The 19,873-nt window shown below is 71.1% G+C and carries 21 protein-coding genes; 14 read left to right on the forward strand and 7 right to left on the reverse strand.

All coding sequences use genetic code 11. The features are described from left to right. Positions 1–25: 25 nt before the first annotated feature. Positions 26–1,870, forward strand: a complete 1,845-nt coding sequence (locus OG709_RS22070; protein ID WP_329167558.1) for a GMC family oxidoreductase — start codon at positions 26–28, stop codon at positions 1,868–1,870. Positions 1,871–2,068: 198 nt separating this feature from the next. Here OG709_RS22070 and OG709_RS22075 read toward each other — a convergent pair whose 3' ends face one another. Both OG709_RS22075 and OG709_RS22080 read right to left on the reverse strand, forming a co-directional pair. After that, positions 2,069–3,172 (reverse strand): hypothetical protein, encoded by a 1,104-nt coding sequence (locus OG709_RS22075; RefSeq protein WP_329167559.1) that lies wholly within the window; start codon positions 3,170–3,172, stop codon positions 2,069–2,071. Positions 3,173–3,698: 526 nt separating this feature from the next. Continuing rightward, complete coding sequence (locus tag OG709_RS22080) at positions 3,699–4,010, reverse strand: chorismate mutase (RefSeq protein WP_266641303.1); 312 nt, start codon at positions 4,008–4,010, stop codon at positions 3,699–3,701. A 295-nt stretch (positions 4,011–4,305) separates the two neighbouring features. Between OG709_RS22080 and guaA the strand changes: the two genes are divergently transcribed. The 5 genes from guaA (at position 4,306) to OG709_RS22105 (ending at position 10,514) form a co-directional block, all read left to right on the forward strand. After that, positions 4,306–5,880, forward strand: coding sequence for a glutamine-hydrolyzing GMP synthase (gene guaA / locus OG709_RS22085; protein WP_250299423.1), 1,575 nt, complete (start codon positions 4,306–4,308; stop codon positions 5,878–5,880). A gap of 151 nt (positions 5,881–6,031) precedes the next feature. Further along, positions 6,032–6,817, forward strand: coding sequence for a class II aldolase/adducin family protein (locus OG709_RS22090; protein WP_443068549.1), 786 nt, complete (start codon positions 6,032–6,034; stop codon positions 6,815–6,817). A gap of 288 nt (positions 6,818–7,105) precedes the next feature. Continuing rightward, a complete protein-coding gene (locus OG709_RS22095) occupies positions 7,106–8,356 on the forward strand; it encodes a hypothetical protein (RefSeq protein WP_250299428.1) in 1,251 nt (416 codons plus the stop codon). Between the two features lie 570 nt (positions 8,357–8,926). Further along, entirely contained in the window at positions 8,927–9,850 is a 924-nt protein-coding gene (locus tag OG709_RS22100) for a hypothetical protein (RefSeq protein WP_329167567.1), read from the forward strand. Between the two features lie 160 nt (positions 9,851–10,010). Next, positions 10,011–10,514 carry a DoxX family membrane protein gene (locus OG709_RS22105; protein ID WP_329167569.1) on the forward strand — a complete coding sequence of 168 codons (504 nt, stop codon included), beginning with the start codon at positions 10,011–10,013 and terminating at the stop codon, positions 10,512–10,514. Here the strand turns inward: OG709_RS22105 and OG709_RS22110 are convergent. Further along, positions 10,424–10,768, reverse strand: a complete 345-nt coding sequence (locus tag OG709_RS22110) for a hypothetical protein (protein ID WP_250299433.1) — start codon at positions 10,766–10,768, stop codon at positions 10,424–10,426. The genes OG709_RS22105 and OG709_RS22110 overlap by 91 nt on opposite strands. Then, positions 10,758–12,086, reverse strand: coding sequence for a PspC domain-containing protein (locus OG709_RS22115; RefSeq protein ID WP_266641297.1), 1,329 nt, complete (start codon positions 12,084–12,086; stop codon positions 10,758–10,760). Before OG709_RS22115 ends, OG709_RS22110 begins: the two co-directional genes overlap by 11 nt. 130 nt (positions 12,087–12,216) lie before the next feature. Between OG709_RS22115 and OG709_RS22120 the strand changes: the two genes are divergently transcribed. The 4 genes from OG709_RS22120 (at position 12,217) to OG709_RS22135 (ending at position 15,899) form a co-directional block, all read left to right on the forward strand. Further along, positions 12,217–13,503 (forward strand): PspC domain-containing protein, encoded by a 1,287-nt coding sequence (locus OG709_RS22120; RefSeq protein ID WP_250299438.1) that lies wholly within the window; start codon positions 12,217–12,219, stop codon positions 13,501–13,503. Next, the gene (locus OG709_RS22125) at positions 13,500–14,198 is read left to right on the forward strand and encodes a LuxR C-terminal-related transcriptional regulator (RefSeq protein WP_250299440.1); all 699 of its coding nucleotides are present in this window, start codon (positions 13,500–13,502) and stop codon (positions 14,196–14,198) included. Before OG709_RS22120 ends, OG709_RS22125 begins: the two co-directional genes overlap by 4 nt. A 424-nt stretch (positions 14,199–14,622) precedes the next feature. Next, positions 14,623–15,204 carry an HD domain-containing protein gene (locus tag OG709_RS22130; RefSeq protein WP_329167572.1) on the forward strand — a complete coding sequence of 194 codons (582 nt, stop codon included), beginning with the start codon at positions 14,623–14,625 and terminating at the stop codon, positions 15,202–15,204. A gap of 47 nt (positions 15,205–15,251) precedes the next feature. Next, positions 15,252–15,899 carry an FMN-binding negative transcriptional regulator gene (locus OG709_RS22135; protein WP_250299443.1) on the forward strand — a complete coding sequence of 216 codons (648 nt, stop codon included), beginning with the start codon at positions 15,252–15,254 and terminating at the stop codon, positions 15,897–15,899. A gap of 152 nt (positions 15,900–16,051) precedes the next feature. On the opposite strand, the gene OG709_RS22140 is transcribed toward OG709_RS22135, so the two are convergent. Further along, positions 16,052–16,246 carry an ATP-binding protein gene (locus OG709_RS22140; RefSeq protein ID WP_329167577.1) on the reverse strand — a complete coding sequence of 65 codons (195 nt, stop codon included), beginning with the start codon at positions 16,244–16,246 and terminating at the stop codon, positions 16,052–16,054. A gap of 94 nt (positions 16,247–16,340) precedes the next feature. Between OG709_RS22140 and OG709_RS22145 the strand changes: the two genes are divergently transcribed. From OG709_RS22145 to OG709_RS22155, 3 genes are all read left to right on the forward strand, one after another. Further along, a complete protein-coding gene (locus OG709_RS22145; RefSeq protein WP_266641294.1) occupies positions 16,341–16,472 on the forward strand; it encodes a hypothetical protein in 132 nt (43 codons plus the stop codon). After that, entirely contained in the window at positions 16,469–16,711 is a 243-nt protein-coding gene (locus OG709_RS22150) for a DUF397 domain-containing protein (RefSeq protein WP_266641293.1), read from the forward strand. The genes OG709_RS22145 and OG709_RS22150 overlap by 4 nt, the downstream gene beginning before the upstream one ends. Before the next feature lie 232 nt (positions 16,712–16,943). Further along, positions 16,944–17,843: a hypothetical protein gene (locus tag OG709_RS22155; RefSeq protein WP_266641292.1), complete on the forward strand. Its 900-nt coding sequence runs from the start codon at positions 16,944–16,946 to the stop codon at positions 17,841–17,843. Here OG709_RS22155 and OG709_RS22160 read toward each other — a convergent pair. Then, a complete protein-coding gene (locus OG709_RS22160) occupies positions 17,801–18,448 on the reverse strand; it encodes a TetR/AcrR family transcriptional regulator (protein ID WP_250299452.1) in 648 nt (215 codons plus the stop codon). The genes OG709_RS22155 and OG709_RS22160 overlap by 43 nt on opposite strands. Positions 18,449–18,572: 124 nt before the next feature. On the opposite strand from OG709_RS22160, the gene OG709_RS22165 reads away from it, so the two are divergent. Beyond that, positions 18,573–19,268 (forward strand): hypothetical protein, encoded by a 696-nt coding sequence (locus OG709_RS22165; RefSeq protein WP_250299454.1) that lies wholly within the window; start codon positions 18,573–18,575, stop codon positions 19,266–19,268. Between the two features lie 125 nt (positions 19,269–19,393). Here the strand turns inward: OG709_RS22165 and OG709_RS22170 are convergent, their stop codons facing one another. Further along, positions 19,394–19,858, reverse strand: a complete 465-nt coding sequence (locus OG709_RS22170; RefSeq protein ID WP_250299456.1) for a LysR substrate-binding domain-containing protein — start codon at positions 19,856–19,858, stop codon at positions 19,394–19,396. Positions 19,859–19,873: the final 15 nt, after the last annotated feature.

Below are 19,873 nucleotides of genomic sequence, written 5' to 3' on the forward strand. Positions count from 1 at the left end.
CGCCGATCGTCCACGAGGAGAGTCCATGTCACAGGAGAGCTCTGTCCACGGCCCGGACGAGGGAACCGACGAAGGAACCGCCGCGGCCACCGCGGGGGAGCCGGACGACCAGGTGTACGACTACGACGTCCTCGTCGTCGGCTCCGGCTTCGGCGGCTCGGTCACCGCGCTGCGGCTCACCGAGAAGGGTTACCGGGTCGGCGTCCTGGAGGCCGGCCGCCGTTTCACCCCGGGCACGCTCCCCAAGAACTCCTGGGACATCAAGAACTACCTCTGGGCCCCGGCGCTCGGCCTGTACGGCATCCAGCGCGTCCACCTGCTCGGCAACGTGATGGTGCTGGCGGGCGCGGGCGTCGGCGGCGGCTCCCTCAACTACGCCAACACGCTGTACATCCCGCCCGCGCCGTTCTTCCAGGACCGCCAGTGGGCGTCCATCACCGACTGGCAGGCCGAGCTGGCGCCGTACTACGACCAGGCGCAGCGGATGCTGGGCGTGCGGCTCAACCCGACGATGACGCCGTCCGACGTCCATCTGAAGGCGACCGCCGAGGTGATGGGGGTGGGCGACTCCTTCCACATGGCGCCCGTGGGGGTCTTCTTCGGCGACGGGGCGGATGCCGACGGCAGGTCGAAGGCCGAGCCCGGCACAGCGGTCGACGACCCGTACTTCGGCGGCGCGGGCCCCTCCCGCAAGGCCTGCACCGAGTGCGGCGAGTGCATGACCGGCTGCCGTCACGGCGCGAAGAACACCCTCACCGAGAACTACCTCTACCTCGCCGAGAAGGCCGGTGCGGTCATCCGCCCGCTCACCTCGGTGACCGCGATCACGGAGCACGGCGAGGGCGGCTACCGGGTCAGTACCGTTCCGACGGACGCCCGCAGGAGGACGCCCGAGGTGCTGCGAGCGCGTCAGGTGGTGGTCGCGGCCGGGACGTACGGCACCCAGACCCTGCTCCACACCATGAAGGACCAAGGCCTGCTGCCGCGCATATCGTCGAAGCTGGGCGAGCTGACCCGTACCAACTCCGAGGCCCTGGTGGGCTCGCAGACCACCGACCGCCGTTACCGCAAGAAGCACGGCGCTCCCCGGGCGGACTTCACCCGGGGCGTGGCCATCACCTCGTCCATCCACCCGGACGGCGATACGCACATCGAGCCGGTGCGGTACGGCAGGAAGTCCAACGCGATGGGCGCGCTGACGATCATCCAGGTGCCCTACAGCTCGCGGCGCGTGCTCGGCTGGTTCGGCAATGTCGCCAAGCACCCCTGGCTGACGGCCCGTTCGCTCTCCAACCGCCGGTGGTCCGAGCGGACCATCATCGGCCTGGTGATGCAGTCCCTGGACAACTCCCTGACCACCCACCGCAAGCGGGCCGGCCTCGGCAAGGGCCTGCTCACCGCGGTGCAGGGGCACGGTGCGCCCAACCCGAAGCAGATCGCCGAGGGAACCCGGGCCGCGACGCTCATCGCCGAGGAGATCAACGGTTTTCCCGGCTCGAACATCGGGGAGCTGATGGGCACCCCGCTGACCGCCCACTTCCTGGGCGGCTGCCCGATCGGCGCGTCCGCGGCGGAAGGGGTGATCGATCCGTACCACCGGCTGTACGGGCACCCGGGCATCTCGGTGGTCGACGGCTCCGCGGTCTCGGCCAATCTCGGGGTCAACCCCTCGCTGACGATCACCGCGCAGGCGGAGCGGGCGATGGCGTACTGGCCGAACATGGGTGAGGAGGACCCCCGCCCGGAACAGGGCCAGGAGTACGAGCGGCTCGCGGCGGTCGCGCCGAGGTCTCCGGCCGTTCCCGGCGAGGCGTTCGGCGCGCTGAAGCTTCCGTTCCTGGGGATGCCGGTGGTCCCGCCGAAGAAGTGACCGCGCCCCCCGCACGGTCAGGACGGACTGCACGGTCAGGACGAACCGCACGGTCAGGACGAACCGCACGGTCAGGACGAACCGCATGGTCAGGACGGACTGCACGGCCAGGACGTCCCGCACGGTCAGGACGGACCGGGCGTGCGGGAGGGCTGCACCCCCCTCCGAGTGCAGCCCTCCCGAGTCTGTGCGGGTCCGTCAACCGGTGGCGCCGCGCCCGCGCCGGTGCACGCCGAACACCACGCCCGCGCCGAGCACGACCGCGAACCCGCCGGTGAGCGCCAGGACGGGCAGGGGCGAGGGCGAACCGGTGTCGGCGAGGTCCCCGCGCACGGGAATCACGCGGGTCGAGAGGGCGTGGGGGGCCGCTGTGGGACCGGTGCGCCGCACCTTCCGACCCGTCCCGTTCCCGTTCCCGTCGCCGGCCGGGGTCCCGGCACCAGGACCCCCGCTGCCCGGCCGGGCCCCGGTGCTGCCCGCCGCGAGAACGGTGAACTCCCGCTCGGCGTACGCGTTGTGCACGCAGCCCGATTCCACGTCGACATAGCCGCCGAACCCGAAGGCGAAACTGTCCCCGGCCGGGGCGTCCTGGGCGATCTTCACCCGCAGCGGGATGTCGACGACGTCCCGGGCGCCCAGCTCGGTCTCGCCGAAGTAGACGCCGTAGCCGAACAGTTCCTCGTCGTCCAGGGACTCCCAGGTACCGGTGGTCCGGTCGAAGAACTGGACCGTGGCGTACGGCCCGAGCCAGTCCTTCTCGTCCTCGCTCTCGGAGTAGTTGTCCACCAGGGCGAGCCATTCGACCTTGCCGAGCTTCCGGCCGGTCGGGTTGGCCGCGCTGATCGTGAACGGATGCCAGCCGCTGCCCGCGACGATGCTGCCGGGCAGCCCGGAGATGCTCAGCCGGAGACTGCCCGTGGGATCGGTGACACCGTCGTCAACCACCGGACAGTCGGCGGGCGGAGTGGTGACCGGCGGAGTGACGGGCGGCGCGGTGGTGGGCGGCGCGGTGGTGGGCGGCGGGGTGACGACGGGCGCGGTCGTGGGCGGTTCCGTCGTGGGCGCCGGCTCGGTGGGCTGCGGGGCGGCGGAGTCCGGCGGGTCCGTGGTGGGCGCGACGGCCGGGGGCGTCTCCACGTCGGCCGGAGAACCCACGTCGGCCGGGGCCACGGCCGAAGGCGTCCCGGTGGCAGGGGTCCCGCCGGAGGTCCCGTCCGCGTACGCAGCCGAGGCGGCCAGCAGAGCGACCGGAGCCATGACGGCGGTCGCGGCTGCGGCAGCCATCGTGCGGCGGAGCTTCATGCGGACCTCGTTGCGTACGGGACAGATGCGTTGCTGTGGTGCGGGGGCATACGGATGGGGCCACCAGCGGTACTGCATGAATGACCGGCCACCCCTGTGAATGGTTGCTTCCGTATTCACGGAATTCTTATGTGAGCTGCGTCACGAGAAGAGGGTCCGGGCGGGCACAGCAGTGGGCCCCGTGGAGGCGATTCCACGGGGCCCACTGGTTGCTCAACTGCGGTGCTCACCTACGGGCTGGGAACCCGTGGACCGGGCTGCCGGTCCCGGGCGTCCCCGGAACCGACCGCCTTGGGTGACCGGACCGCTGTCCCCTGCCGTCCGGTCACGCGCGCTGAGACGTGGTCCCACGACGCACCTGCAGTACGTCACACGTCCCAGCGAAGCCACGCGTGGTTTTCCTCTTCCAACAAGGCCGCACCTGGCTGACACGGACGACTGGACCAACGAAGGCCCGCCGGGCCCGGTCACGCGCCGTACGGGTGAGAGCGGGCCCGAACTCAGATACGGGCTGTCGCCCCGGGTGTCAGATCCGCCCCCGGCACAGCTCCAGAACGGTCATCGCGAGCCCGGTGCCCGCCTTGCCCAGCGCCCCGCTGTAGTGGCCCAGGACCTCCAGCTCGCGCGAGAGGTTCACCCGGCGCCCGCCGGAGGCCGTCCGCGCCTCCTGGATGGTGGTCGACACGGCCATCCGTTCCTGGATCAGGCCGATGATCCGGTCGTCCAGGTCGTCGATGCGCTCACGTGCTCCGGTGATGAGGGCCGCCGCCTCGACGTTGCGGGCGCCGGTCTTCTCCGTACCGGCGGTGGCGGTGCTGGTGGCGGTGTTGGTGCTCATGTCCGTGACTCCTCAAGGGGTACGGCCCCCCGGGCTGCCTCGGTCCGGAATACACAGGCACCCCGGACCTTGTCGGCCCGGGGCGCCTGGGGAAGTGTTTCTCAGTGGCTCAAGCAGCAGAACCAGAGAACCCACGGCAGCCGGTCGGGCCGGTGCCATAGGTAAAGACGAAGGTCAGCTGCTGATGCACGAGGTCAGTATGGACGGGTCCCGGAGGGAGAGACAACCCGGTTCCGCCGGCCCCGGTAGAATCGACATACCAGACCCCCTCATGTTCCCGCCGGAAGGCCGCCCCGTGCCAGCAGCACCCCCCGCCGCCCCCGAGGTCGTCCTCGTCGTCGACTTCGGCGCGCAGTACGCCCAGCTCATCGCCCGTCGCGTCCGTGAGGCGCGGGTCTACAGCGAGATCGTGCCGTCGACCATGCCGGTGGCCGAGATGCTGGCCAAGAACCCGAAGGCGATCATCCTCTCCGGCGGCCCGTCGTCGGTGTACGCACCGGGCGCGCCCACCGTCGACCGTGCGCTCTTCGAGGCCGGGGTCCCGGTCTTCGGTATGTGCTACGGCTTCCAGCTCATGGCGACCACCCTCGGCGGCACGGTCGACGACAACGGTGCGCGGGAGTACGGGCGTACCGGTCTCACCGTCTCCAAGCCCGCGTCGACCCTCTTCGAGGGCACCCCGGCCGAGCAGTCGGTGTGGATGTCGCACGGCGACGCCTGCTCCGCCGCCCCCGAGGGCTTCACGGTCACCGCGTCCACGGACGTCGTGCCGGTGGCGGCCTTCGAGAACGACGAGAAGAAGCTGTACGGCGTGCAGCACCACCCCGAGGTGCTGCACTCCACGCACGGCCAGCAGGTCCTTGAGCACTTCCTCTACCGGGGCGCCGGCATCGAGCCGACCTGGACCACGACCAATGTCGTCGAGGAGCAGGTCGCGCTGATCCGTCAGCAGGTCGGCACCAAGCGCGCCATCTGCGGGCTGTCCGGCGGTGTCGACTCCGCGGTGGCCGCCGCGCTGGTGCAGAAGGCCATCGGGTCCCAGCTGACCTGCGTGTACGTCGACCACGGCCTGATGCGCAAGGGCGAGACCGAGCAGGTCGAGAAGGACTTCGTCGCCGCCACGGGCGTGCAGCTCAAGGTCGTCGACGCCGAGGAGCGCTTCCTGAACGCGCTCAAGGGTGTCTCCGACCCCGAGACGAAGCGCAAGATCATCGGCCGCGAGTTCATCCGGGTCTTCGAGCAGGCGCAGGCGGAGATCATCGCCGACGCGGGCGAGGACGTCGCGTTCCTGGTGCAGGGCACCCTGTACCCGGACGTCGTCGAGTCCGGCGGCGGCACCGGCACGGCCAACATCAAGTCCCACCACAACGTGGGCGGGCTCCCCGAGGACATCGAGTTCGAACTGGTCGAGCCGTTGCGCCAGCTGTTCAAGGACGAGGTCCGGATGGTCGGCCAGGAGCTGGGCCTGCCGGACGAGATCGTCCAGCGCCAGCCCTTCCCCGGCCCCGGCCTCGGGATCCGCATCGTCGGTGAGGTCACCAAGGACCGCCTCGACCTGCTGCGCGAGGCCGACGCCATCGCCCGCGAGGAGCTGACGGCGGCCGGTCTCGACCGTGAGATCTGGCAGTGCCCGGTGGTGCTGCTCGCCGACGTGCGGTCGGTGGGCGTCCAGGGCGACGGCCGGACCTACGGCCACCCGATCGTGCTGCGGCCCGTCTCGTCCGAGGACGCCATGACGGCCGACTGGACGCGGATGCCGTACGACGTGCTCGGGAAGATCTCGACCCGCATCACCAACGAGGTCGCCGATGTGAACCGCGTGGTCCTCGACGTGACGAGCAAGCCGCCGGGCACCATCGAGTGGGAGTAGTCGCCACCGGGTGACTCCCCGACAGACCGCCGACGCCGCCGCCCGGGATTCCGGGCGGCGGCGTCGTGCTGTCCGGGGGCGGCTCTTTCCGTGCATGACTCTGTTCACCTGCGGTAACGCGCGGTAGCTTCCGGCCATGAATGAACCGGCCATGAGTGAGACGCCCGCCCCCGTACCGGTGGAACACCTGCGGTTCGCGATGCCGCCCGTCCACGAAACGCTCGCCGAGGAGCGCCAGTACCGCAAGGAACGGCTGGCGGGGGCGCTGCGGCTCTTCGCGCAGTACGGGTACGAGGACGGCGTCTCGGACCACATCACCGCCCGCGACCCCGGGTACGCCGACTGCTACTGGGTGAACCCCTTCGGGGTGCCCCTCGCGGACCTCGCGGCGCACGACCTGATCCTGGTCAACGGCGACGGGCAGGTCGTCGAGGGCAGTCGCCACGTCAACCAGGCCGCCTTCGCCGTCCACGCCCAGGTGCACCGGGCCCGGCCCGGTGTCGTCGCCGTCGCGCACAGCCACTCGCTGCACGGGCGGGCGCTCTCCACGCTGGGGGAACTGCTCGACCCCATCACGCAGGAGTCCTGTGCGTTCTACGAGGATCACGCCCTCTACGACTCCTACACCGGCGTGATCGTGGACGAGGAGGAGGGCCGCCGGATCGCCGCCGCGCTCGGTGCCCGCAAGGCCGTCATCCTGCGCAACCACGGACTGCTGACCGTGGGCGACTCGGTCGACGCGGCGGCCTGGTGGTTCGTCACCATGGAGCGCTCCTGCCAGGTCCAACTCGCCGCGCGTGCCGCCGGGAAGCCCGTGCTCATCGACCACCGGAGCGCGGTGGCCACCCGGGAGCAGCTGGGCAGCGATCTGGTCGCCTGGATCAACTACCAGCCGCTGTGGCAGCGGATCAGCCGTACCGGCCCGGACGCGCCGTGAGGGGTCGCGGACGCGCCGTGAGGGGTCGCCCGGAGGTGCTGTGACGGTTGCCCGGAGGCGCTGTGACCGGTCGGCCCGGGGTGCCGGTGCCGTGCCCGGGAACCCGACGCCGGAAGGCGTCAACCTGACGCCTTGTCAATCACCCCCGCTGACCTGACCCGACCTGACCTGCTGCGGGCACCGCCCGCTCGGTGCGGCACAATTCCCTTGAATTGCAAGGAAGTTCACGGGGGCAGGGAAAGGGCGGCGTTCTTCGTGGCGGTGCAGGAAGTAAGACAGGACGACGGTATGCGCGCCGGCGTACACGGCGGCGGCTGTACATGTCCGGACTGTCCGCACGGAGCACGCGAGGGCCACCGGCGGGCCGTCGCGGCATTTCTCGTGAAACGGGATGAACTGGCGGCCGGGCAGGGCCTGCCCACCGCCGTGGCCCACTCGGCGGGAGCCTCGCGCCAGTGGGTGTCCGACGAACTGACGGAGTCGGCGCGGGCGGTGGCCGAGCGCAGCAGGGAAGCCGGGGACGCCTGGTTCCCGCGGGTGTGGCAGCGCACGCTGGTGCTGCTGTGGGGGAGTGTGGTGGTCCTCGCGCTGGCCGAGTCCGCGACCGCGATCGGCGCGGGCTGGAGCGGGGCCCGTACCGCCGGGCTGCTCGCCGCGCTCGTCACGGCGGGGCTGCTGACCTGCGCGGCCCGCTTCCACCGGGCGCGCGGCGGACTCCTGGCCCCGGTGATCGGCGAGGACAACCGGCTCTCCACCTCGCGCGCGGTCGCCGCGTCATGGGTGCTGCTGGTGGTCTTCTCGGTGCTGGTCCTCATCCTCCAGCTCGCCGGAGCGTCCGGGCACCGTGAGCGCGACACCCTGATCGACGGGCTCGAACTGGCCCGGGGCGCGGGCATGGTGACCGTGCTCGCCCTGGTCTGCGCGATCGCCGTGGTGGCGCGGCGCGTGGTGTCCGTGCGGGTGCTGTCGCAGAAGCTCCAGAAGGTGCGCGCCGACCGCCCCCGCGCCGCCGATCTGCTCACCGACGACTCGGGGCGCGGCAGCTTCGCGGACGTGCAGTACGTCCTGGTGAGCACGGTCGCCGCGCTGTTCGCGGCGGTACGGCTGGCCCGCCGCCCCGACCAACTGCCCGACCTGCCGTGGGGGCTGGCGCTCCTGGTGGTGGTCTCGGCGGCCACGTACTTCGCGGGCAAGTACGCGGAGGGCGGACGCCCCGTGGTGCTCTCGGTGGTCCGCGCCCGGGAGGCCGGTGACCTGGACGCCCCGATCCGTACCGGCGACGACATCGAGATCCGCGGCGCGGGCTTCGTGCCGCCGGGCGCCGGGACACCCGACCGGCTGGCACGGATGGTGGTGCGCATCGGCGCGGTGCACGTCCACGTACCGCTGGTTCCCGTGCCGGGCGGCTTCGCCAACCCGACGGACACGGTGCTGACGGTGCCGGTACCGGTGGAGGTCGAGCCGGGGCGGGTGGAGGTACGTGTGATCACGGCGGCCGGGATGGAGACGGCGGCCTGCGAGATCGATGTGACGGATTAACGGTCCGCGATATACCGATTCTCGGTTTTCCAGATATTTCATTTCCGGCGTGTTCCTGAGCGGAAAGCCTGGGGTGGGTGACGGCGGGCGAAACGAATCGTTTCTACGGCCATGAGCACTTCTGACGCTCCAACCACGGCAGGCAAGGGACTTGGTTCCCTGATTCCGCAAGGAAATGCATATAAGCGAAACGAAAGCGTGCCGGGGCCACGTGCTTCGGGTTACCGGCGCGGGAAGCCGCCGTCGCACCGCATGTCGCCGCCGGCCGGATTCGACCGGACCGGATGTGACGGGGAGGCGACGCCGCTGTACGGGGAGTTGGTGAACCTCTGGGCCGCCCGGGGGGCCACACTCCCCGGTGCGCCGGACCCCGACTGGCGTCGTCTGGTCTCCTACCGCCACTTCCAGGAGGAGACGGAAGAGACATTGCGGATGCTCCGGCTCCAGGGTTCTTCCCTGCCCCTCAATTGGCCTAATGGTCAGGTTGTCCCGACGTCGGGGAATTGATCAATGAGGTGAATTTTGGGCTTTGTTAGGTTCTTTTGGCCTAGCTGAGCGTTGGTGCAGACCATGGAGTCCAGGGAATTGTGGGAGCGGCATGCGGTTCTGGCCGATGCCTTTTGCGGCGCGGACGACCATGTGCGCCGTGCACAGTCGGTGTTCGACGGCGCGCAGGCCGAGCGCGCGAGGATGCTGGCTGCCTTCGCCATCACCGTGGGCAGTGACGGCGCGGTTGCCGACATGCTGGGGCTGAACGAACGCGAGGTGCGGGTGGCGCGCCGCACCGTGGGCAAGGACGACGCGCGGTCGCTCGCCGACACGCTGCTCACCAGGCCGTCGGACGAGCAGCCCGAACCGGATGCGGTGCAGCAGGAGGATGCCGATTCCTTCCTGCTTCCCGCCTCCGGGAACCCGGGGTATCCCACGCCCCCGGCGCCCGCGCAGCCCCCCATTCCTCCGCCCCGCACCGAGCAGTTCCCGGCCCCGGCCCCCGATGTGCCGATGGCGGGTCCGGAGTGGTCCCCCGCGCTGGACGCGTTCCTGGTGGAGGGCTGGAACAACGGGATCGACGTCGTCGCGCTGGCGGCCCAACTCGGCATCGAACTGGCGCAGTTGGTCTCCCGGGCCCAGCATCTCTCCGCGGAGGGGCGGCTCGCGCAGGTACGGCGGGACGCGGGCCGCCACCGGCGTACGGCGGGGGACCCGGGGTCCGTCACGCAGCCCTCGCCCGACGCCGGTTACTTCATGGGCCCGCCGTCCGGCGCCGCCTGGCCGCCTCCGGGCCCCGGGGTCATGGCCGCGGGTCCCTGGCAGGGCGACACCCAGCACCAGGTCCCGTACGAGCAGTACGGGCAGTACGAGCAGTACGGGCAGTACGCGCAGTACGCCCAGCCCGGATACGGGTGGGGTCCCGACGCCTCCGGGGCCCTGCCCCGGCGCGACTGGGACGGCATCCTGCACGACTGGGAACGCTCCTACCCCGCCGACCGCTGAACACCGTCCGCGCCCCCCGTCCGGATCCCGTCCGCACCCCCGTCCGCACCTCTCCCGACCCGCCAAGGAAAATCGTGCCTGTGCCACGCCACAGCGGAGGCGCACCACGGGGCAACCGGAGAGGGAGGACCAGATCATGGTTCAGGGATATCGGACGGGTATGCCCAGTGGGTTCGGCGCCGCACGGGGACGCCGTGGCGGTCGCTGGAAGGAGACCGCGCGCCGCCACTCGCTGCTTCCGCTCCGCGTCTTCCTCGGCGTCACGTTCTGCTACGCCGGAATCGACAAGCTCACCGACTCCGCCTTCCTCCACGCGTCGGGCGCCGGCTCGATCGACGAGCTGATGCACTCCGTGCGCGACTCGGCGGCCGTGCCCGGCCTGGTGGACCTCGCCCTGAACAGCCCGTCCGGCTTCGGATACGCGATCGCCCTCGGCGAACTGGCCGTCGGCCTGGGCACCCTGCTGGGCCTCTTCGGCCGGGTCGCCGCGCTCGGCGGGGCCCTGATCTCGCTCAGTCTCTGGCTGACCGTGAGCTGGCAGTCCACGCCGTACTACTACGGGAACGACCTCGTCTACCTCATGGCCTGGCTGCCGCTCCTGCTCGCCGGGTCGCCGCTGCTCTCCGCCGACGCCTTCCTGGCGGACCGCCGCCGTACCCCGTAAGCGAGCCAGTTGACGATCCCCGCCAGCGCCAAGCCGATGCCGAGCATCGGCAGCGCGGCGCCGGACGGTGTCTCCCAGAGGCCGCCCGCGTCACCGAGGTACACGGTGGCGATGCCCAGCAGCGCCAGCCCCGCGACGAGCTTGCCCGGCCGGAACTCGTGCCGGAACTCGCGCCGGTACGTGTACGGCGGTGCGTACGGGGGCGTCGGCGGGGGCGTCTGCGGGGACTCCCGTCCCGATTGTTCACTTCGCACGGGTCACCTCCGCCTGTCCGACGCCGACTTCCACATACAGGTTCACGGTGCGCGGTGCGCCGCCGATCGCATCGTTGACCGCCTTGCCGACCACCGGTACGGCGGGGAGCGTCACCGTTCTGTCCTGGCCCGGCGAGATGTCGATGTCGTTCGGCCCTTCGCCGGGCAGCTGGACGTCCCCGAGGCCGACCGTGACCTTCAGCCGCACCGTCACATTCTTCGGTACGACGACCGTCGCCCGCCCGGCGCCCACCACCACCCGGGTACTCACGGACTGACCCGGCGCCACATCGAGGCCGCCGAGGTCCAGCGTGCCGACGCCCGAGCCGACCTGGTAGCGGGGCCGGACGTCCGTCGGCGAGGTGGGCCGCCAATCCGTGCGCACCCAGTGCGGGGAGACATCCTTCGGCAGCGCGGTCGCCCCGGCCAGCAGCCCGGTGGTGAGCACCACCATGACGAGCGTGCCGCCGCCGGTCCGGCCGACGAACGCGCTGAGCAGCATGCCCAGTCCGAAGACCGCGAGCGCACAGGACAGCCCGATCTGGAGGCTCGTGCCGACCGGGTGGCCGTGCCACGCGAGACCGGTGCCGAGACCGGCCGCGACCAGCGCGAGCAGGAAGACCCGGCCGCCGATGCCGCGCGGCCCGCGGCTCGCCGCCGCCGGAGCGGCGGTCCAGGGGGACTGGCGGGACGGCGGCGGCTCCGCGGCGGAGTCCGAGGGCCCCCAGAGGTAGCCCGAACCGACCGGTCCCGTCGTGCCGTCCTTGACGATCGGGTCCCGCCACCAGGACGGACTGCCCGGCGTCGGCGGCGCCTTCGTCTCCGGCGGCGCGTCCGGCACCTTCTGCCCGGCCGTACCCGAAGCCCCCGGCGCCCTGGTGGCCCCCGGCACCGGCGAGGCCGTCTCGGGCGGGGCCATCCGGCGCCGCTCCGACCAGACCGCGCAGCCCGCGGTGGCCAGCGACAGCAGCGCGGCGAAGACCAGCACCGACACGTAGTGCAGCATCGACAGGAAGAACCCGCACCCGGCCAGCGCCAGGAGCACCGCCGCCATCGAAGCGCCCTCGACCCGGCCGGTCAGCAGCCTGCGCGCCTCGTTCTCGTCCTCGCCGTCCTGCTGGATCACCAGCCAGGCGAACCCGTAGAAGATCAGCCCGACACCGCCGGTCACCGCCAGCACACCGAGCACGACCCGGAAGACCACCGGGTCGAGGTCGAAATGCCTGCCCAGCCCGCCGCACACCCCGGCGACCACCTTGTTCTTCCGGTGGCGCCGCAGTTGCGGTCGCGGCTCGTCCTGCGGCGGCGGCGTTGTCATACGTCCATGGTGACGGTCGTCCCGTGCCGGTGGGGGCCGCGGCGACCCTGGCCGATCCCTGATTTCGCGCGCGGGAACCAGGGGGTTTTCCCTGATGCCCGCACCAGCCCGTACATGTGACGATCGAGCCATGCCAGTCGCCCCGCCCCGCCCCGCAGGCGCCGCCGCCTCCGAAGCGCCGGACGAACCACCGCTGCGCAAGCTGTACCGCAGCGCCGAAGGGCGCATGCTGGGCGGCGTCGCGCGCGGGCTCGCCGGTCATCTCGGGGTGCCCGTCTCCTGGGTACGTGCCGCCTTCATCGTGCTCTTCACCCTGGAGGGCCTCGGGGCGCTGCTGTACGTCGCGTTCTGGTTCGTCGTACCGCTCGGCGCGGGCGGCGTCGAAGCGAACCGTTCCCTCTTCGAGGAGTCCCCGGACGGCCGCCGGAAGTTGCTGCGCAAACCGGACGGCGGCCAGATCGTCGCCCTGGTCGCGCTGATCATCGGCGTGGCGATCTTCATCGGGAACGTGGACATCGGCGGCGACGCGAGCCCGTACATCTGGCCCGTCCTGCTGATCGGCGCCGGTGTCGTCCTGGTCTGGCGCCAGGCGGACAACTCGCGGCGCGCCCACTGGACGGAGGTCGGCCGCCGCAGCCGGCTGCTCCCGCTGGGCCGCGCCCTGGCCGGAGTCGCGCTGGTGGGCGCCGGTCTGGCCGCGTTCATCGTGATCCGCGGCTCCTCGGCCCAGCTCGGCAACGTCCTCACCGCGACCCTCGCCGTGCTCGCCGGTATCGCTCTCCTCGCGGGCCCCTGGCTCGTACGGATGACGCAGGACCTCTCCCAGGAACGCCTGATGCGCATCCGCGCCCAGGAGCGCGCGGAGGTCGCCGCCCACGTCCACGACTCCGTCCTGCACACCCTGACCCTGATCCAGCGCAACGCGGAGGACCCGGGCGAGGTCCGGCGGCTGGCCCGCGCCCAGGAACGTGAGCTGCGCGCCTGGCTGTACAAGCCCGAGGGCACCGGCAAGGACAAGGACGACGAACCCGAGACCCTCGCGGAAGCCGTCAAACAGTCCGCCGCCGAGGTCGAGGACAAGCACGGGGTCCCGCTGGAGGTCGTGGTCGTCGGCGACTGCCCGCTCGACGAGAAGCTGTCCGCACAGATGCAGGCCGCGCGGGAAGCCATGGTGAACGCCGCCAAGTACGGTGGCGAGGGCGGGGCGGTACAGGTCTACGCGGAGGTCGAGGGCCGTACGGTCTTCGTGTCCGTACGGGACCGGGGCCCCGGCTTCGACCTGGACGCGGTACCGGACGACCGCATGGGCGTACGAGAATCGATCATCGGCCGTATGCAGCGCAACGGCGGCACGGCAAGCCTGCGTTCCGCTCCCGACGGCGGCACCGTAGTGGAACTGGAGATGGAGCGAGCATGACCGAGCCCACCGAGACCGGAGCAACCGCAGAGAGCCGCAGGGTCCGGGTCGTGCTCGTCGACGACCACCGGATGTTCCGTACCGGAGTCCAGGCCGAGATCGGCCAGACGGAGACGACGGGCGTCGAGGTCGTCGGCGAGGCCGCCGACGTCGACCAGGCGGTCACGGTCATCAAGGCCACCCGCCCCGAGGTGGTCCTCCTCGACGTCCACCTCCCGGGCGGCGGCGGCGTCGAAGTCCTGCGCCGCTCGGCCGCGTTGATGTCCGACCCGGAGCACCCGGTCCGCTTCCTCGCCCTGTCCGTCTCGGACGCGGCGGAGGACGTCATCGGTGTGATCCGGGGCGGCGCCCGCGGCTACGTCACCAAGACGATCACCGGCTCCGACCTGGTCGACTCGGTCTTCCGCGTCCAGGACGGCGACGCGGTCTTCTCCCCGCGCCTCGCGGGCTTCGTCCTCGACGCCTTCGCCTCGACGGACGCCCCGCCGGTCGACGAGGACATGGACCGGCTGACCCAGCGCGAGCGCGAGGTCCTGCGGCTGATCGCGCGCGGCTACGCGTACAAGGAGATCGCGAAGCAGCTCTTCATCTCGGTGAAGACGGTCGAGTCGCACGTCTCGGCGGTGCTCAGGAAGCTCCAGCTCTCCAACCGCCATGAACTGACCCGCTGGGCTACGGCGCGACGGCTGGTCTGACGGATGGCCGGCCGCCCGGGTCGACGGCCGGGCGACCCGGCCGGAACCCGGGCTCGTCCGGCACCCCGTCCCCGTATCTCTCCCGGTGCTCCCGGGTGGGTTCCCACTCCCTCCGGCAACCCGCGCAGTGCCAGCGCCAGTTGTCCGCAGCCGTCGGCGCGGTGAGGCTGGTGTCCTTCCACAGCGGGGGGCGCCGGGGGCAGTGGGGGCAGTTCGGCGGCTTCAGCACCATGGCTCACTCCTCAGGGATCCGGGTCAGCCTGGTGCGTCGGCGGATCGCGCGCCTCGCGGACGGGGTGGGGCCACTCGTTCGGGGGACGGGGGGCCTCCCCGCGGCTGACAGTGCCCGGAATCGGCCGAGGCCGGGGGCCCTGTACGGCAAGGTGGCGCCGAGGATCCCGCAGAGCGTAGAAGGAGACCGACGGTGACTGACGACCTGTCCTCGGTGGCGCACTTCCTCTTCGGAGCGGGCACGCTCAAGCAGGCGCGGCGCACTGGCTGGTGGATGGCCGGAGTGCGTGATCCGGAGAGCGTCGCCGACCACTCGTGGCGTACCTCGCTGATCGCCTCGATCATCGCGAAGCTGGAGGGCGCGGACCCGGCGCGGGCGGCGTTCCTCGCGGTGTGGCACGACTCGCAGGAGTCCCGTACCGGAGACGTCAACTACCTGGGCAAGAAGTACGCGTCGGGTGCGGACCCCAGGGAAGTGACCGCCGACCAGGTAGCCGGTATGCCGGAGGTCCTCGCGTCCACGGTGCGTGATCTGGTCGCGGAGTACGAGGCCAAGGAGTCGCCGGAAGCGGTCTGCGCCCGGGACGCGGACAAGCTGGAATGCCTGCTCCAGGGCATCGAGTACAAGGCACAGGGGTACGAGAACGCTCAGCGGTGGATCGACAACAGCCGACCTCGGCTGGTCACGGACACCGCGTGCCGTCTCGCCGACGAACTGCTCGGTCAGGGCTCGCTGGACTGGCTGCGGGAGGCGCTCGGAGAACAGAAGCGCTGAACGGCCCCGAAGCTCACCGCACCGCCGATCACGCAAGGAGACCCGCAATGTTCGTACAGCCCTGGGACGCCGGTCTGGACGAAGCCGAGTGGCGGACCTGGCTGGCCGAGGGGCACGACTTCGGGCAGCTGGCCGTCAACGGCCTGCCCGGCCACCCGCCGGTCGTCGTCCCCACCCACTTCATCTGCGACGGGCGCCACCTCCTGGTGCACCTCGCACGGCCCAACCCCGTCTGGAAGGCGATCGAGCACGATCCGAACGTCGTCCTCGGTGTCATCGGCGACTACGCGTTCATCCCCGGCCCCTGGCGCGCCAAGGCCGACATCCCGCCCCAGGACGGCGTTCCCACCAGCTATTACGCGGCCGTCCAGTTCACCTGCCGCGCCACGGTCGTCGACGACCCGGAGGCCAAGGCCGAACTGCTGCGCCGCCAGCTCGCCCACTTCCAGCCCGAGGGCGACCACGCCCCCGTCGCCGTCGACCAGCCGCCGTACGGACGGATGCTGTCCGGCATCCGTGGCCTGAGTCTGGAAGTCACCGAGGTGCGGGCCAAGTTCAAGTACGACGACCACAAACCCGTCGAGTACCGGGCCGCCGTCGCCGACCACCTCACCGCGCGCGGCGCGGGACTCGACGTCCCCGCCGCCCGTCAGCAGCGCCGCCGCCTGGACCGCCTCGGTCCCTGGAAACCCTGACCCCGCCAACTGCCCGTCAACGAGCCCGGATCGCGTCGGGCTGCCCCGGCAGGATCTCGCCCGAAACCGGGGCCAGTTCGAACCACACCGTCTTCCCGATGCCGTAAGGGCGCGGCTCCGAGCCCCACGCGGCGGCGAGCGCCGACACCAGCTCAGCCCGGGGGTACGTACGCGTGCCGCACCGCGTTCGTCATCAGCTCGCTGAGCAGGGGGACGGACGTGTCGGCCACCTCGTCCGGCACCTTCCAGGCCCGCATCTGCTCGCTGAGCAGCGCACGGGCCCGGCCCACGCTGCGGGGGCGGCGGGGGAGCCGCCATTCGATGTCCTTGGGCATTCCGCTGTTCATGCTCATAGCGTGCCGACGGGGGAATAGCGTAGGAAGTAACGAAGTGTGTACGCAGGGTAGTTGTACACCTGGGGTGTCTCGGGGAGGTATTCGTATGTCGGAAGCGTGGCGGTACTGCGGAAACCAGGTCAAGCTGTGGCGCACGCGGGCGGGGGTGTCACGCGAGCAATTGGTCAAGGAGGTGGAGTCGGCCCGGTTCATCGAGAAGCTGGCGGAGGAGCTGTGAGCGAGATGCTTGATTGGTTCAAGTCCAGCTACAGCGACGACCAGGGCGGCAACTGCGTGGAAGTCGCCCTTTCCTGGCGCAAGTCCAGTTACAGCGACGATCAGGGTGGCGAATGCGTAGAGGTCGCCACCTGCCCCACGACCGTCCACGTCCGGGACTCGAAGCTGGTCGACAGTCCCCAACTCGCCCTCCCCGCCCCCTCATGGGCCGCCTTCCTCGCGTACGCCGCCCGGAACTGAGCGTCGGGATTCGGGGCTCGGGACCCGAGCTTCTTCTGTAAGGAATGGGTGGTCGGGTTCAACCCACCCACCCTCCCAACACCCCGCACACCCGCGCTTCTTGACTTTCGGTGATCGGCTTGCCACGGGCAGTCGTCACCCTCTAGCGTTTGCGGCAACAAACAGCCCCGGCAGGTGTTAGCGCACCGACCGGGGCCTGACCAACAAGATCGCAAGCAAAAGGAACGATCCCATGGCTGTTGCCAATTTTAATGCTGCCCCGTCCGCGTCCGCACACCCCCAGGCCAAGCCGGGGTACGGCAAGCGTTCCGCACCGGACCAAGCCCCGCGCCGTAAGGGCGATTTCGCGCATCTGCCGCCCCGTGAGGCGTACCTCGCCGCGTACATCGACCGGCTGCCCGAAGGCGCCGCGATGGACGTGAAGACCCTGGCCAAGGCCCAGCCGCAGTACGGGCAGCAGGCCGTCGCCGCCGCTCTCAACGCGCTTTCCGCAGCCGGTCATCTGCGCCGTATCCGCAGGTCCGTGGGGGAGGGCCGGACCCAGTGGGTGCAGCGGACGGCCTTCTCGCGGACCGCGCGGGAGGATTCCTGGTGGGCGCGGTTCCTGGACGGTGATGTGCCGCAGCCGGACGTGGTGCCCGCGCGGTCCGGGGCGTACGAGGCGCTGGCCTCCCTGGGGCGGGCCGACGTACGGCTGGTGCTCTCGGCGGGCGAGTGTGGCGCGCTGGAGGAGCAGGCCGGGGTGTGGCTGGCGCGGGACGGTGATCGCGGCCGGTTCGTAAGGGCGTTGACGGCGGGGCTGCCGTCGGAGGTCCATGCGGCGGGGGCGTTCGTACGGCAGCGGCTCACCGACAAGATGCCGCCGGAGCGGATGCCGACCGCCCCTGGTGCGAGGTCCGGGTGGGTCATGGAGTGCACGAACTGTGGCCGCCCGGGAGCCCCCGACGCGCTGCCCGGCGGCATCTGCGCCGAGTGCCGCAGCCTGCCCCCGGAGGAGGTGCACCGCCGGGTGGCGACCCTGCGCGAGGCGGGCGGGCTGCGGTCCGCGCGTCCTGCGGGAGGCGAGAGCCGTGCGGGAGTGCGTTCGGCTCAGGTGTCGGCGCTGCGGCGCCGGTCGGGAGTGAACAGGTAGGCGATTGCCATGTTGCTGAGCTCGTCCGCGTACCGGCGCATGGCCGCTTCTTCGGCGGGGTCGGGGCGTACGGAGTTGTGGAAGCAGGCGCCCAGGACGGCGCGGGCCACGGTGTCCAGTGCCTGCTGCGGCTGGGAGCGGCAGATCTGGTCGGTGTAGGGGGCTGCTGCTTCGAGCAGGAGGCGGTGGAGTTCGGTGATGGTGCGGGCGCCGCGATCCAGTGACCTGGTCGCCCGCGTGCGCAGCAACTCGGGGAAGAGGCTGCTGCTGTCGGCGAAGGACTGCAGCAAGGCGTGTGCGTAAGCGTCCATGACGCCGGGGAGTGAGGGCTCGGCCGTACGCAGTTGCTCGGCCACGTACTCCTCCCGGCGCTCCAGCATCCGGTCGGACAGGGCGCTGATCAGCTGCTCTTTGTCTTCGAAGCGGCGGTAGATCGTGCCGACGGAGACCCCGGCGCGTTCCGCGACGCCGGCGATCGTCATCTCCTCCAGGCCGTCGGTGGAGGCGATCTCCTCGGCTGCCCGCAGTACGCGGGCCAGGGTCGCGGCACTGCGGGCCTGCCGGGGCTCCCGGTAGGCCGCTGGACGCTCCGGCTCCTCGGTCATGTCCCGCATGGTAGCGGCGGCGCTCTCACCAGGTCCTTTTGACAATTGATGTACTCCTCGGCCTCCTCGGCGTACGCTCGCGATGCGAACGTGAATTCGCATTCACATTTTAGGAGGTTCGACGATGACCGACAACCAGACTCTCCCGCCCGTCACCGTGACGCTTGAGGCCGGCCCCACCGGCGCCGGGAGCATCGACGACTTCGAGCTCTTCTACGCCCGCCGCGCCCTGGAGCGCTTCCGGACGCTGCTGGGCCGCCAGGGGCTCCTCGACCTTCTGGCCGCGGACATCGAGGAGGGCAACGCCTTCCTGCGCGAGAGCGCTCGCACCTCCGACGGCAGCTTCAAGGCAGGCACCACCGTGCTCACGACGAAGGGCCTCACCTCGGGTGCCTTCCTTGCCTGGATGGACAAGGCGTTCGCGGGTGACGAGAGCGCACTCCTCGCGGCGCACCCCGAGCACTACGTGATGGGCACCGACTCCATCGGAGCGCGCGTGGTGGAGAACATCGGCCCCCACGTCGCCGACTTCTACATGGGCGGCTGGGGAACGGAAGCTCTGGCCTGGGCCGCGGACGCGGACGAACTCCTTCCGGAGTCCGAGTTTCCGCGCAAGATGTCCTCGAACCTCTTCCTGGCCGACGGCACCGTCGTCGGGCGGGCGCTGATCCAGTTCGGTGACACCGCCGACGGCTTCACCGCGAACCTGACGGTCTACTTCCCCGTCACGTGCCCGGACGAGGTCCTGGACCACCACCTGCGGCACTACGCCGTCGAGTTCAGGAACTGGATCACTGCCGCCGCTGCCGCCCGCGCCTGAGATCCCGTGTCGACGCCAGGGCCGCCCCGGCGTCGACACGCCGCGCGGACCGCCCGTCCGAGCGCGCCGCATCCGGCTCGCAGGACCATACGGCCGGCCTCAATTCCATGACCACCGGCTCGGCGTCAACTGCTGGACCGCTGTGCCCCGAGGCCGTCCTCCGCCGGGGCTTTCGGGGTCCGTTCGCGCAGGAGTTGGAGGAATGCGCGGGCGGCGGGTGAGGCGCCGGACGCGGTCCAGACCGCGCGCACCGTTCGCGGAGGCACACCCGTCGTCGCCACCGCGCTCACCCCGGGCATGGTCGCTGCGGTGGCGGCGGGCACCAGGCCGATGCCGAGGTCGCGCGCCACGAGCTGTTCCAGCAGCGCCATGGTGTCGGCCTCGAAGGCGACGGTGCGGGTGACGCCCGCCGCCGTGAAGGCCGCGTCGTTGTGCCGGCGGATGCCGGAGCCGGGCGGCATGTCGACCATGTCCTCCTCGGCCAGCCTGCCCGGCGTCACCTGCGCCGTTCCGGCCAGCGGATGTCCGGTCGGGACGATGGGGGCTGTGGCGGGCGCCTGCCTGCTGGCCTTCGCCGTGCTCGTGCTCATCGCGCTGGCGGTACG

It is taken from the genome of Streptomyces sp. NBC_01267 (assembly GCF_036241575.1).
Classification (GTDB): Bacteria; Actinomycetota; Actinomycetes; order Streptomycetales; family Streptomycetaceae; genus Streptomyces.